12 protein-coding genes are annotated in these 13934 nt (G+C 62.9%); 2 read left to right on the top strand and 10 right to left on the bottom strand.

The features are described 5' to 3' along the window. Positions 1 to 7: 7 nt before the first annotated feature. The 4 genes from HRJ34_RS28820 to HRJ34_RS28805 form a co-directional block, all read right to left on the bottom strand. On the bottom strand, positions 8 to 349 hold the full coding sequence (locus tag HRJ34_RS28820; protein ID WP_208634621.1) for a TrbC/VirB2 family protein: 342 nt from the start codon (positions 347 to 349) through the stop codon (positions 8 to 10). Next, on the bottom strand, positions 346 to 1020 hold the full coding sequence (locus HRJ34_RS28815) for a lytic transglycosylase domain-containing protein (protein WP_208634620.1): 675 nt from the start codon (positions 1018 to 1020) through the stop codon (positions 346 to 348). Before HRJ34_RS28815 ends, HRJ34_RS28820 begins: the two co-directional genes overlap by 4 nt. Beyond that, complete coding sequence (locus HRJ34_RS28810) at positions 1017 to 1379, bottom strand: hypothetical protein (protein WP_208634619.1); 363 nt, start codon at positions 1377 to 1379, stop codon at positions 1017 to 1019. Before HRJ34_RS28810 ends, HRJ34_RS28815 begins: the two co-directional genes overlap by 4 nt. Positions 1380 to 1620: 241 nt before the next feature. Next, positions 1621 to 2379, bottom strand: a complete 759-nt coding sequence (locus HRJ34_RS28805) for an autoinducer binding domain-containing protein (protein ID WP_208634618.1) — start codon at positions 2377 to 2379, stop codon at positions 1621 to 1623. 264 nt (positions 2380 to 2643) lie between these two features. On the opposite strand from HRJ34_RS28805, the gene HRJ34_RS28800 reads away from it, so the two are divergent. Further along, positions 2644 to 3210 (top strand): hypothetical protein, encoded by a 567-nt coding sequence (locus HRJ34_RS28800; RefSeq protein WP_208634617.1) that lies wholly within the window; start codon positions 2644 to 2646, stop codon positions 3208 to 3210. Between the two features lie 161 nt (positions 3211 to 3371). Beyond that, positions 3372 to 4766 carry an ISNCY family transposase gene (locus tag HRJ34_RS28795; RefSeq protein WP_208634616.1) on the top strand — a complete coding sequence of 465 codons (1395 nt, stop codon included), beginning with the start codon at positions 3372 to 3374 and terminating at the stop codon, positions 4764 to 4766. Between the two features lie 210 nt (positions 4767 to 4976). On the opposite strand, the gene HRJ34_RS28790 is transcribed toward HRJ34_RS28795, so the two are convergent. The 6 genes from HRJ34_RS28790 to HRJ34_RS28765 all read right to left on the bottom strand — a co-directional run bounded on the left by HRJ34_RS28790 (position 4977) and on the right by HRJ34_RS28765 (position 13884). Next, complete coding sequence (locus HRJ34_RS28790; protein ID WP_208634615.1) at positions 4977 to 5663, bottom strand: ZIP family metal transporter; 687 nt, start codon at positions 5661 to 5663, stop codon at positions 4977 to 4979. A 416-nt stretch (positions 5664 to 6079) separates the two neighbouring features. Beyond that, complete coding sequence (locus tag HRJ34_RS28785) at positions 6080 to 6565, bottom strand: SRPBCC family protein (RefSeq protein WP_208634614.1); 486 nt, start codon at positions 6563 to 6565, stop codon at positions 6080 to 6082. Further along, a complete protein-coding gene (locus HRJ34_RS28780; protein ID WP_208634613.1) occupies positions 6558 to 9092 on the bottom strand; it encodes a heavy metal translocating P-type ATPase in 2535 nt (844 codons plus the stop codon). The genes HRJ34_RS28785 and HRJ34_RS28780 overlap by 8 nt, the downstream gene beginning before the upstream one ends. Further along, complete coding sequence (locus HRJ34_RS28775; RefSeq protein ID WP_208634612.1) at positions 9089 to 9445, bottom strand: DUF190 domain-containing protein; 357 nt, start codon at positions 9443 to 9445, stop codon at positions 9089 to 9091. The genes HRJ34_RS28780 and HRJ34_RS28775 overlap by 4 nt, the downstream gene beginning before the upstream one ends. A gap of 14 nt (positions 9446 to 9459) precedes the next feature. Then, the gene (locus HRJ34_RS28770) at positions 9460 to 12714 is read right to left on the bottom strand and encodes an efflux RND transporter permease subunit (RefSeq protein WP_208634611.1); all 3255 of its coding nucleotides are present in this window, start codon (positions 12712 to 12714) and stop codon (positions 9460 to 9462) included. 3 nt (positions 12715 to 12717) lie between these two features. Next, entirely contained in the window at positions 12718 to 13884 is a 1167-nt protein-coding gene (locus HRJ34_RS28765; protein ID WP_208634706.1) for an efflux RND transporter periplasmic adaptor subunit, read from the bottom strand. Between the last annotated feature and the right edge of the window lie 50 nt (positions 13885 to 13934).

Here is a 13934-nt window from a genome sequence, read left to right as displayed (position 1 = left end):
AGCGCACTCACGCGCCGCCAGTGATGGTATCGACGATCCACTGCGCGCTGAACACGATGAAGATGCCGACGATGACGGTGACCAGGAGCCCCAGGCTCGCCCGCCCGGTGAAGAACATGAAACCCACGATGACGACGGCGATCACTGCGATGGTTTTCGCAAAAGTGCCGGTCAGCCAGGTCTTGATGTTCTCGGCCATCGAGGTGACGCCGTCGGCCGCCTGGGCATGGGCCGGATCGGTAAGCAGGAGCGACACCGCAATGGCCACGACCAACAGTGTCAGATATTGCGCGAAAGCGCGCCGGCGCGGCGTCAGCCATATCTTGGAATTGGTCGCTAAGGCAGTCATTCGGCTTGTCCTTTCGTTGAACTGTTGAATGCTCCCCCAAAGACCATCAATGATGCCGTCTGCGCCCCCGCAGTGGTGTCCCATGCCTCTTGGACGCGCGGCGAGCGAACACCCGCCGAAGGCTGCGTAACTGTGGGTTCCGGCGTCACTGGCGCGGGCAAAGCGGCGGGTTCTGGCACAGCTCCGCGCCTGATCGCCGGCACGACGATACTCGACGACGCGTAGACGCGGCCGACATAGCCGTTTCCGAACCCGCGCGAACGGCTGCCCGTATTGTACATCGACATGGCGGTCGCGATGGCCACCTCTGTGGAGGGGCTAGACCGCGCAACGCTCAGATAGTTGGAAGCCAGCACGCGTGCGGCTGCGGCGAGATTGCGGCAGGGATCGAAGGCGTCCTCGACCGACAGGCCAAGCCACCTGAGATTTGCGCTGTTGATTTGCCCCAGACCAAGATCGATGTTGTAGCCGCGGGCGATCAGCGATCGAGCGACTGCGGCGGCCGACACCCGATCGCTGGGATTGGGTGCGGCAACACCGTTCGCATTCACGCCGATGGCGTAGGGGTTGAAATGACTTTCGGCGTGGACAACCGACACAAGCGTTTCGACCGCAACCGATGGTGCGCATTGCTGCGCCAGTCCGACCACGGTTGCGAGCTCGAGGATCACTGTGGTGTGGTCCCTCGTTCGCTGAGAGACGCTGGCAAGCTTTCAATATTCGCAAGCGAATAGGATTGCTGCCGCCCGTCGGTGAACGTCATCACCACCCGGCGCCGCGAAGCGGAATCGCGATCATAGACCTTGGTCTTCGCAACACCGCCACCGGAGCAGCCGGGAAATGAACCGCCCAATGCCAGACGCTCCCAGAGCTTCACCATAGGCGGCACGCAGGCGGGGTACTGGGTCGCACCGCCCGGGTTCGAGAGGCAAAGCAAAACCTGGCAACCCAGATCGTTGGCGGACGCAGGAGCCGCCTCGGCGGACATCGCCACGATCGAAACGGCAAGGGCAAGGCGCAGGCGCTGCATCTGATTTCTCCGCTTTTCAGCGCCGCTGCATTAAAAATGCGCCGACCACTCTCCGTTGAAAATCACCTCTCTTTTGAACCCGGTGCGGCAATTTCGGGCAATCCCCCCACAAGGGGGGAGCGGAGGTGCAAGGTCGTGCAAGACGGCAGGAATGCAGGGCGGCGTTGATCGCCAGCCACCCCTTGAGCCTCAAGTCGGAGAGACCTGAAGCGCCAATTCGCTATTGTGGGGGGCGACGCTGCTAGACGAGCGCGTCGATGTTCAGATGTCCGTCTCGGACAGCGCGAAGCACGAGCTGGGTCCGGCGACGCACGCCATACCGCCGGCGCGCACCTTCGACATATTCATGGACAGTGTCGCGGCTAAGACCCAGAATCTGTCCGATCTCCCAGTCGCTCTTGCCCTGTGCCACCAGATCAATGCAGTCGATCTGGCGCGGGCTGAGCGCTATCGGGACGTTTGCCAGTTCATCGGGACCGAGAAGGGCTCGAGCCTGGTCGAACGCAACCGTGCCAATCAAACGGGCAGAGAGAAGGTCGGGACTTGAGATCGTCTCATCGCCTTGCCGCGCTACTGTAAACATCGCGTCAGGCTCATCGCGCATCCGGATCGGCATAGTAAACCCAGATGCCAGTCCATGTCCGCGACCCCGTTCAAGGATCGAAAGCTGGCGGGCATTGGGCGCGATATAATCGCCGATTTGATCCCAGGTGAGGCCGGAGACGGTTTTGACGCAAGCGGCGTGAACCGGATCCTCAAGATAGAGTCGTGACTCCATGATTTCCTCGATCCACCGCACCGGATAGGTGGTTATTAGCAGGGCTTTGCGGGTGGTCCGCTTCAAGTCGACATTGTGCACCAATGCGAACCAGCGGAACCCGAACTGGCGCACAATACCATCGAGCAAGGATTTGAGATGATCGAGCGTCGCCGCCTGCCGGCATTCGGCTTCGAATGCGGTGATATCGCCCAAGCGGCCGGCATCTGCGAGACTGCTCATAGTGCGAATGATTCGCATTTCGATAGCGGTTTCGTCCAGTCACCGTTCGGCGAAGCCATTGAAAAACAAGACCGGATGCGTTCTGCGGGCAGCTCCCCGCAACAAATGCACAGGTCGTCCTAGCCGGAAGTTGCCCGGTGCGATGATGAAAGGGCGCGCGTGACACTTTACCTCCGGGCAAAGTGTCACAGCTGACAAAATGATGAAGCCACCGGCCAAATGGGATTCACTTCACCCCCCATATGTGCTTGATTCAATCCTGTTATGTTGCACGCTCCGATCATCGGCGACAGCCACCAGCAACTGGATATGCCGTCCTTGTTGGAGATGCTTGCGCGGTCCTCGTCTCGGCCGCGCTACGCCTTCATGGTGCTCAACCTGATTGCCCAAGTTTCCCGTTCCGACGGCAGCGCCGGGCCGTTGGTAGCCAAAGGCGGCGGGCTCATTCCCTTGCGTGACTGGCTTTGCGATGCGCTGACGCCAATGGGGCAGCGCGACCCCCGTCGCGTAGCCCTGGAAGAGCGGATACGCAGCGATCTGGCAATGTCCGGCGCTTTGCCGATGGATGAGGGTCAGGCCACGGCTATGGTCGAAGACGCCATCCGTGAGCAGGTACGGGCTTCGGGCAAGACGAATGTGAGCCGGGCGGTGTCGGAACTGGTGCGCGCTGGCTTGCTCAAGCGTCACTATCAAGGCTATTGCGTCGATCACCATAATCGCGGTGCGCAGCGCCAAGCCGTTTATATTTTGGCAGGGTGCGCGCGCGGTCTGATTGACGGCAGACAAGAACAGCCAAGAGCGGTTCCACGCCAGGCTGAACTCGTGTTCTGATAGCCCCGGAATTGGCAGAATTTAACATAACTATTATTATCAAACTGGCTGATCTGTAAGCGCAACTTAGAGATGTCACTCCCCGCCAGTTAGAGATGTCACAACCGGGACGTCTCGCGGTCCCGGTGGCATGTCTTCCTGCAAGGCGGGAGGACACGCTTATGACGGTAGTGGCGATGAGCCATGGTGAGCTTTCACGATACGATACGCTGCTTCGTTTCGAGCGTGGTGACCTGAGGATCGAGGATGCGGCGATGCTGCTCGGCGTCTGTCGGCTCCAGATCTACCGGCTGCTCGACCGATTGCGTGCGGACGGCCCCGATGGCCTCGTATCCTGGAAGCGAGGCCGCCCGAGCAACCGCGCGTTCAAGACAGAGTTGCGCGACCGGGTTCTCGACCTGGTCCGTCAGCACTACCATGATTTCGGCCCAACGCTGGCGGCCGAGTATCTGACCGAACGGCATCACATCACCATTTCGCACGAGACCCTGCGGAAGTGGATGATCCAGGCTGGTCTTTGGAAGGATCGCGATGCCCGCCGTCCGCGGCCCTATCAGCCGCGTTACCGCCGCGACTGCCGCGGCGAGCTGGTTCAGGTCGATGGCTCGAAGCACTGGTGGTTCGAGGATCGCGGGCCGCAGTGCACGCTGCTCGTGTTCATCGACGATGCGACCAGCGAGCTCATGCATTTGAAGATGGTCGAGAGCGAGAACACCTTCGCCTACATGGAGGCAATGACCGCCTACATCGAGGCGCACGGCAAGCCGGTGGCGATCTATTCGGACAAGCACGGCGTGTTCCGCAACAACACCGCATCGGCCAAAGGCGACGGCATGACCCACTTCGGCCGGGCGTTGGAGGCGCTCAACATCGAGATCATCTGCGCCAACTCGCCGCAGGCCAAGGGTCGGGTCGAGCGCGCAAACGGCACGTTGCAGGATCGCCTGGTCAAGGCAATGCGGCTCGAAGGCATCTCGACCATCGCCGAGGCCAACGCGTTCTTGCCGGGCTACATGGCGCGGCATAACCAGCGGTTCGCCAAGCCGCCGTTCGATCCACGCGATGTGCACCGCGCCCTCGCCCTGCACGACGACCTCAAGGCAGAGATGGTCTGGCGCGAGCAGCGCACGGTGACGCAGGCGCTGACGCTGCACTACAACAAGACGCTGATCATCCTTGATCCCACCGAGATCAGCCGGCCTTTGGCGGGCAAGCGGGTCGATGTGTGCGAGTATCCCGACGGCCGGCTCGAGATCCGTCATGGCGAGCAAGTCCTACCCTATCGGGTGTTCGACAAGATCCGGCACGTGAACCAGGCGGCGATCGTCGAGAACAAGCACCTCGATGCGGCGCTAGCGATGGCCAAGGCGATGCAGGAGATGCTTACGCCGCGGAAGCGCAACAACAACGAGCCGTGCCGCAGATCGCAGCCTGCGCATATGTTCCCTTCCCCGCCGCCGCAGGAAGGCACACCAATCAAGCGCAAGCGGGGACGTCCTCCCCTTCCCCGGCTCACCCCGATCGAAGCGGCGCAGCGCATGCTCGAGCCCGTGTGAGGGGGCCCACTGCAGAGCAGCGGGTCCAGGGCGCGTCTCCGCCAAACCAGCGCACCAGCAGGGTCTGCGCTGCGCAAGGCTGACGGGCTACGCACAGCCCCTGCTGCATCAAACGGTGACATCTCTATCTGGCGGAAATAGTGTCTTCTCTAAATTGCAGGAACACTGATCGGCCGTTTTGACGGACGACCGCAATGCTTTTGTTGCTGCCTAGCCCATGATCTCCTCGATCAGTAACAGGCCCAGGAAACCAACGAAAAACATAGCGCTGACCAGCGGGCTGTCAGGCCTCTCGTGGGCTTCGACCAACAGCTCCTCGGTGACCAGATACAACAGCGCCATCAAGCCAAAGCTCAGAAAACCGGCGATGACGACGGGTGGAAACATCGCCACCGGGGTCGCTACCAGTGCGCCGACCGGTAACAGCAGCGCCAGTCCGATTGTGATCGCGATCACCTTGCGACGTGACCGCACCGTTTCGCCAAGCTCAGCGGTCACGGTGAGGCCGAGGAACAACACTTCGAGGGTGAGCGCGATCGTGAGCAGCAGGCCTGCCTTGGCGCCAGCAACAAATGCCAGTCCAAGCACGAGGCCGTCGATGAGAATGTCGATGCCGATCGCACCCAGCATCGCGACCGGACCCTTGGTCCGTCCTTCAAGCGCCTTCAACGACAGCATCACGACCACCCCGAGCGTGCCGCCGATAAACGTCGCTATCGGCGAACCCTCGTGCATCACCTGCGGCAATATTTCGGCGGCGGCCGCCGCGAATACGACACCGGCCGCCAGATGCTGCATCGCGCTGACGAACGTGGCGCTCGGCCGACGCCAACTCGCCCAGAGCGTTCCCAAAATCACCGCGAGGACCGGGATCAGCGTATATTGCAGTGCCAGCATCTCTGTCTCCCTGTCCCTAAATCCGACGGCATGCCTGGGCGGCGTGGCCCGCACGGTTGATCGTCATCTCGCCGCCCGTTGCATCGGCGGTGATCTTGTCTCCGACATACCGAAGCCCCGCCCCGGTGCCGACAGCCACTCTGGCCGTCCGCCAGTGGAACTGCGCAACTCGATGCTCAGCCCATCGGCCAGAAAGTCCACGGTGATCTGGGCATCGTCATCGCATGCATAGATGTGGCGGCCGATGATGTGCGCGTTCAGTCCTGCAAGATGATCGCCCTCATGCGGATTGGCCGACGGCGCCTGACTGGAGCATCCACTCGCAGCCACGGCAAACAAGGCGGGCGCCAGGAGCAATGTCCGTGAGAAGCGACCCTGTCTCACATCTACCTTCCGCGTTTGGACGTACCGAGCATCTAGTGCGCCTTTCGCTTGGCAATGCGGCGATCAACACGCGACTGCCGCCGACCCAGGGGCGCACCCGGCCGAAGATAGCGCTCAAATGCCCGGTCGGCCTCTTCCATACTCGCCAGGATCCGGCCCTTCAGCTTGCTGGTCGCCACGCGCGAGAACGGTCCCCAACAGCGCGTGCTATGCCGCATCTGTGTGCCCGAAGTGATGGCGTCGATCCGAAAAGCTTCCTCGAACATCAGCAAACCCGGCATCCCGGTCTTCCAGCCAATCTCTTCCGGCTTTCGGCAGTGCGTAATCGTCGCGGGCGCGGTCATCGCGTTGCGCAGGAATGTGGTGTTGAACGTGTAGCCGATCGCGCCGCCTTCAACGGCTGCTCCCGACAGCCGGATAAAGGGGTGCCAGCGCGCGAAGCCCGCCAAGTCGGACAAAGCGGTCCACACCCGCAGCGGCGCGGCTGACAGCCACGTCACATGCTCAACCTCAAACATGATCGCGGTCCTTGAACGCGAGCAGTCGCAGCGCATTGAATACGACGACCAGGGTCGATCCTTCATGCGCCAGCACCGCCGGACCGATGCCGAGGCCCAGGATTGTTGCCGGCAACAGCACGGCGACGACCCCGAGGCTCATATAAAGGTTCTGGCGGATGATCCGGCTCGTCTGTCGGCTGAGTCCTACCGCGAACGGCAGATGGGCGAGATCGTCGGCCATGAGCGCGACATCGGCCGTCTCGAGCGCCACGTCCGATCCGGCCGCACCCATGGCAATACCAACGGTCGCATTGGCCATCGCCGGCGCATCATTGACGCCGTCACCGACCATGGCGACCTTGTCCTGCGCCTTCAGCTTCTTGATGGCTTCGACCTTATTTTCAGGCATCAAATCACCCCAGGCCTCGTCCAGTCCGACCTCCTTGGCGATCGCATCGGCAACGCGCTGGTTGTCGCCCGAGATCATGATCATTCGGGTGATGCCGAGCTCACGCAGCCGCGCCAATGTGGCGACGGCTGCGGCGCGGGGCGTGTCCATCAGTCCGATCACGCCAAGATAGCGATCTCCCATGCGCACAATCATCGTCGTGCGACCAGCCTCCTCCAGTTTCACGCCCGCGTTCCGCAGGCCTTCCGGCAGCGGCGCGCCATCGACCTCACCGAACAGTTTGGGGCTGCCGATGTGAACCGCCTCGCCTTCGACAATTGCCTGGACGCCCCGACCCGTAATGCTGCGCAAGTCGGTTGCCGCCGGGACCGGCGCATCGCCGTGCCGCTCGCGACCGCCAGCGGCGACCGCAGCAGCCAGCGGATGGTCACTCAGGCTTTCGACGGCGATGGCAATGCGGAGTAGATCCGCCTCGCTCGACCCCTCAGCGGCAACGACATCGGTTATCTGAGGCCGGCCTTCGGTCAGCGTGCCGGTCTTGTCGAAAGCGATCGCACGCAAAGTGCCGAGGTTCTCGAGTGGCCCTCCCCCCTTGACCAAGACGCCGCCACGCGCCGCCCGTGCAATACCAGACAACACCGCACTCGGTGTTGCGATCGCGAGCGCACAGGGGCTTGCGGCTACCAGCACGGCCATTGCGCGGTAGAAGCTGTCGCGGAACGGCTCATCGATCACAACCCACGCAAACAGCAGCAGCACGACGAGGCCCAGGACAGCGGGCACGAAAATGCGTTCGAAACGATCGGTAAAGCGCTGGGTCGGCGATTTCTGCGCTTCCGCTTCCCCAACCATCTGCACGACCTTGGCAAGGGTCGTGTCCTTGGACAGTCGGGTCACCTGCACCTCGATCGCGCCTGCCCCATTGATCGTTCCCGCAAAGATGCGGTGCGCGGCGGGGACCTTGTCCGGTTGTGCAGCAGACGACGCCGGATCATCGACCGGTCGCTTGTCCACCGGCATGCTCTCGCCAGTAACCGGCGCCTGGTTGACGCTGGAGGTGCCGACGACAACGAACCCGTCCGCCGGCATCCGCTCGTTCGGCTTGACGACGGCTATGTCGCCGATCGCCAGTTCCTCGACCGGAATCTCCTTTGTTCCCCCGTCGCGGCGCACGAGCGCGGTTTGCGGAGCAAGTTCGGCAAGTGCCTCGATGGCGCGCTTGGCCCGACCCATGGCGTAATGTTCGAGCGAATGGCCCATGCTGAACAGGAAGAGCAGCAACGCGCCCTCGGCCCAGGCACCCAGCGCCGCAGCACCGCCTGCAGCCACAAGCATGAGGGTATCGATCTCGAACCGCTTCATCCGCAGATTCTCGATCGCCTCGCGCAGCGTGAAATAGCCGCCGAAGCCGTAGGCAAGAATGTAGCCGGCCATCGGTATCCAGGTCGGCGCGCTCGTGAGTTTTTCGACGCCGAAGCCCACCGCAGCGAACAAGCCGCACAATATGGCGAAGATTATCTCGGTGTTTGCGCCGAATATCATCCCGCCATGCGCGTGATCATGGCCCTCGCCTTCTTTGCCCGCGCCATGGTCATGCCCCTCATGACCCTTTTCATCGCCATGAGCATGGCCGGTATAGGGGTCGGCAGCGCCCGCCGCCGCGGGCAAAGATGGCGCCCTTCCCGGCTCGGCACGGACGCCGACGCCCATTTCCCCGAGCAGACGACGAACATCGCTCTCCGAGATTGCTTCACGGTCGAAGTCCAACCGCACGACGCCGGCAGCAGACGCATCGGCCTCGACGATACCAGGAGCGCGGAGCAGTCGTTCCGCGACGGTACGCGCGCGGCGCTGGTTGGAGAGCCCTTCGACGTTCCAGCGCAGATGTCCAAATCGCTCTGTGATCTTCGCGCCTTCGCTTTGCGCGAGCTCACGGATACGCGACAAAGACAGGAAATCCGGGTCGTAATGGACACAAAGCTTTGCCGGCGCATCGCCTTGTGCCGCGACGATATGGGCGTCACGAACACCCTCCCGCGCGCTCAGATTAGCCACCAGGCGCGCCACACAGCCATCGGCTGTGTCGTCGACTTCGGGCAGGAGAAGCGGCAATTCCAGGCGCAGCTTTTCGGTCATTGCGCCTCTCCCGGCGTGTCGCTCGGGGCGAGGCTCGCGGCTTCGCCCCCCACGATCTCGACAACCTCCAGGGTCATGAGGCCGATGCCGGGCACATCCGCGAGCGAAGCGACAAAGGCACGAAGCCGTGCGTCCTCATCCACGATTTCGATAACCAGCGACTGATCATCCTCGAGGACGTGACGGCGGTGGACATGCGCTGATCGGCCGAAGCCGACCAATGCCTGAAGCACCGTTGCCCCGGCCATTTTCGCGTCGCGCGCGCGCGTGGCGACCACCTCGAACACCTTACGGTCGCCAAAGTAAGCGGCTTCGTCGGTGTAGATGCGGAGCAATTTTGCTTTTTCGTTCATCTTCTCATCCTCTCTCAGGCCGTTGCTGGCGAGGCATTCGGAGCCTCGTAATGCTGTTTTGCAGGCCGGCGACCGATCCGCTCGCCCAGGCCCAATACCACCTTGGAAATGGCAGGCAGCACGAGCAGGGTCAGGATCGTTGCCGCGATCAGGCCGCCGATCACGACAGTCGCGAGCGGCTTCTGCACCTCGGCGCCGGTGCCGTGCGCAAGTGCCATCGGCACGAAGCCGATCGCCGGCACAAAGCCCGTCATGATAACAGGCCGGACCTTTTCGAATGTGCCGTCAATGATGGCGCGGCTGAGCTCGACGCCAGCCTCGAGCTTCTCCCGGATCGCCGTCATCACCACGAGACCGTTCAGGACCGCGACACCGGCAAGACAGATGAAGCCGACCGCTGCCGACACGGAGAAGGAGATGCCTGTCAACCAAAGCGTGAACACGCCGCCCGCGAGGCCCAAGGGCACCGCAAAAAACACCGCCGCTGCCCGGGCAAGGCCGCCGAGCGCCATATAAAGCAGGCCAAAGATCGCGAGGAAACACAGCGGCACAACGATCGCCAGACGCTGCGACGCCGCCTGCAGGTTCTGGAACTGCCCGCCCCACTCCAGATAGGAGCCCGATGGCAAGGCCAGCTTGTCGACCCTGGCTTGGGCCTCGGCGACGAAGGAACCGACATCACGACCACGCACATTGGCCTGGATGACCACGCGCCGCTTGCCATTTTCGCGACTGATCTGGTTCAGCCCTTCGCTGAACCGGAATTGCGCGACCTGTGAGAGAGGCACGGAGCCTCTGTGTCCGCCGGCCTCCTGCGGCAACAGGACAGGGAGCGCGGCCAGCGCATCGAGGCTCTCGCGTGTACCCGCCGGTACGCGCACGGTGACCTCGAAGCGGCGATCGCCTTCGAAGAGCAGTCCTGCTTCACGCCCGCCCATCGCGGCCGCAACCGTATCGGCAACCTCCTCGATGGTCAGGCCGTACCGCGCAATCGCCGCGCGATCGAACTTCACGTCGAGCGTTGGCGAACCACTGGTTTGTTCCGCCTTTACGTCGGCTGCGCCAGGCACAGTCTGGAGGACGCGAACGATTTCCTGGGCAGTGGCCCCCATCTTGTCGAGATCATCGCCGTAAAGCTTGATCGCTACGTCGCCGCGTACGCCCGCGATCAGCTCGTTGAAGCGAAGCTGGATCGGTTGACTGACCTCGAACGAGTTGCCGATCTTCGCGCCAGATCGTTGCTCGATCCGGGCCAGAACGTCGGCCTTGGTATTGACCCCTTCCGGCCATTCGTCTTGCGGCTTGAGGATCACGAAACCGTCTGAAATGTTCGGCGGCATCGGGTCGGTCGCCACTTCCGCGGTGCCGGTCTTCGAGAACATGACCTCGACCTCGGGTAGGCTGGTGACCGCCTTTTCGACCTCGCGCTGCATCTCGAGCGACCGCTCAAGCGAAACAGAGGGGACGCGGGTCGAGGCGAGCGCGACATTCTTCTCGTCGAGCTGGGGAATGAACTCCTGTCCCAGAAAGCCGAACACCAGCGCCGAGGCTGCGAAGAAAGCGAAACCGGCACCGATGAACGGCCACGGCCTTGCCACCGCTTTGTCGAGCAAGGGCGCGTAGCGCGCCTTGGTCTTGGCGATGATCCAGACTTCCTTTTCCGAGACCTTCCCCCGGATCAGAAGGGCGACCATCGCCGGAACGAAGGTAAGAGCGAGGATGAAGGCCGCGACCAGGGCGAGCATGATCGTGATGGCCATCGGCGAGAAGGTCTTGCCTTCGACACCGGTGAACATCAGCAACGGCGCAAAGGCGAGCAGGATGATGCCCTGGCCGAACACCGTCGGCTTGATCATCTCCTGGGACGCCCGCATCGTCTCTTCGAGCCGCTCGCGCAAATTGAGCAACCGGCCTTCATGTTCCTGGCGATGGGCAAGCCGCGCCAGACAGTTCTCGATGATAATCACCGCGCCATCGACGATCAGACCGAAGTCGAGCGCGCCCAGGCTCATGAGGTTACCGGGCACGCGAAAGGCGTTCATGCCGATCGCCATCATCAGGAACGAGAAGGGAATGATGAGTACCGCGATGATCGCAGCGCGGACGTTGCCAAGCAATAGGAACAGCGCGGCCGCGACCAGGATCGCGCCCTCGATCAGATTCTTTTGAACCGTGGCGACGGTCGCATTGACGAGCTTCGAGCGGTCAAGGACCGTCGTGACCTTGATGCCCGGCGGAAGGGACTTTCCGACGCCTTCGAGCCGCTCACCGACATCGCGGGCGACCACGCGGCTATTCTCGCCGATCAGCATCAGCGCGGTGCCGATCACGGCTTCATGGCCGTTCTGGCTCGCCGCGCCCGTGCGCAGCTCGCCGCCGATCTTCACATTGGCGACGTCCTTCACGGATATGGGCAAACCACCGCGCGTTGCGACGATCGCGTCCTCGATCTCGTCGATGTCGCGGATGCGGGCATCGGCGCGGAGCAGAAACGCCTCGCCGCCACGGTTGAAGTAATTGGCACCGACGGCCAGATTGGACGCCTCCAGCGCCTTGGCGAGCTCGGAATAGGAGATGCCATAGGAGGACAGCTTCACCGGATCTGGCTCGACGATATATTGCTTGGCGTAGCCGCCAATCGAGTCGATGCCGGCGACGCCCTGTACCGTGCGCAACTGGGGCCGGATGATCCAGTCCTGCACCGTGCGGAGATAAGCGGCACGGCCTACGTCGTCGGTCAGCCGTGCGCCTTCCGGGGTCAGGAAGCTACCGTCCGACTGCCAGCCAGGCTGGCCATTGCGGATGGTGGCACCTTTCCCGCCGGGATTGGCGAAATCGACCGAATACATCAGCACCTCGCCCAGACCGGTGGTGACCGGCCCGATCTGCGGCTGAACGCCATCGGGAAGCGTATCGCGTGCCTGCGTTAGCCGTTCGCTGACCTGCTGGCGGGCGAAGTAGAGGTCGGTCTTGTCGGTGAAAATCGCCGACACCTGGCTGAAGCCGTTGCGCGACAACGAACGGGTGGTTTCGAGGCCGGGAATGCCGGCGAGAGCGGTTTCAATCGGGAAGGTCACGCGCTTCTCGATCTCGATTGGTGAAAGCCCGCGTTCGACCGTGTTGATCTGGACCTGGTTGTTGGTGATGTCAGGGACGGCATCGATCGGCAGCTTGGTGAGCTGCCACGCGCCGAATCCAGCGATCACGAGGAAAAGGAGAACGACCGCCCAGCGCGCGCGGACGGATAGCGCCATCAAATTTGCGATCATATTCTATTCCTCCTCGCCTGCGCCCTTGCCGAGCTCGGCTTTGAGCAAGAAGGCGTTGCGGGTAGCGATCGTCGTTCCGACAGGCAGACCAGACGCGATCTCGATCCGACCTGCGCTACGCTGCCCGGTGGTAACCGGCGTTGCCTTGAAACCATTCGCCGTGCGGACGAAAACGACATCGCGCCCGCCCACCGATTGCACCGCTTCTTCGGAAACGACGATCGCGCTCGTCGTCGCGCCACGGCTCGGCATCATGCGCACGCGCACCGCGAGACCGGGCTGCAGAAGGCTGTTGGTAACATCGAGCACAGCGGTCGCAGCGCGCGTTTCGCCGCTCAGCGTCGGCGTCACTGCCCGAACACGGGCTTCGACGGTGTGGCCATCGGGCAATTCGATGATCGCCTTGTCGCCTGCCGACAACCGTGTGGCGTCGGACGCCCCCACTGCCGCCTCGATCTGAATCTGGCGGGGATCTGCGACCCGGAACAGCTCGGTCTCGGGCTGTACATAGGCGCCAAGGCTGATCTTCATCGCTGTCACGCGCCCGGAAATCGGGCTTGCGAGAATGACGCCGCGACCATCACTGGTAATGTTCGCTGCACCCGCTGCAACCCGCGCACGCTGCGCCTCGGCCGCGGCGGAAGCCGCTTCCGCCTGGGCTGTTTCGAGATCCACTCGGGCGGAGACCTTCTGGTCGTAAAGATAGCGTTCGCGCGCCAATGCCTTCTGCGCCAGGGTCGCCTTCGCTCCTGCTGCCGTGCGATCGGCTGCGATCTGCGCTGCATCGCGGCTTTCAACCACCGCCAGCGCTTCGCCGGCCCGGACGGGATCACCAAGCCGCTTGAGAACGCGGGTGACGGCACCACCTGCGCGTGCAGTGACGATGGCCTCGCCCGTTGGTGACGGCGTGATGATGGCCTGGGCCACGATCTCCGCACCAAGTCCACCGGCGCTGATCATCTCGGTGACCACGCCGGAATCCTTGATCGCGGCAGCGCTCATCACCAGCGTATCGCTCGGCGTTTCCGCCGCAGCCTGCTCATTGGTGGCAGCGTCATCGGCCGATGTTGCGGGTGCCTCGCTCGTGCAGCGCGCCACACTGAAACCACCAACGGCCGCGAGCAGAACAGCGCCCGCCACTCCGCCCAATAGGCGTTTGTCCTGAATCATAGGATCTCTCCGAATAGGGGGCAGCCAGGGCGCAACGGCCCGGCAATCGA

Origin of the sequence: Rhizorhabdus wittichii (assembly GCF_017607425.1) — a bacterium.
In the GTDB taxonomy this organism is placed as follows: Bacteria; Pseudomonadota; Alphaproteobacteria; order Sphingomonadales; family Sphingomonadaceae; genus Rhizorhabdus; species Rhizorhabdus wittichii.
Note: the sequence above shows the minus strand (reverse complement) of the source record. Positions and strands in the feature narration are given on the sequence as shown.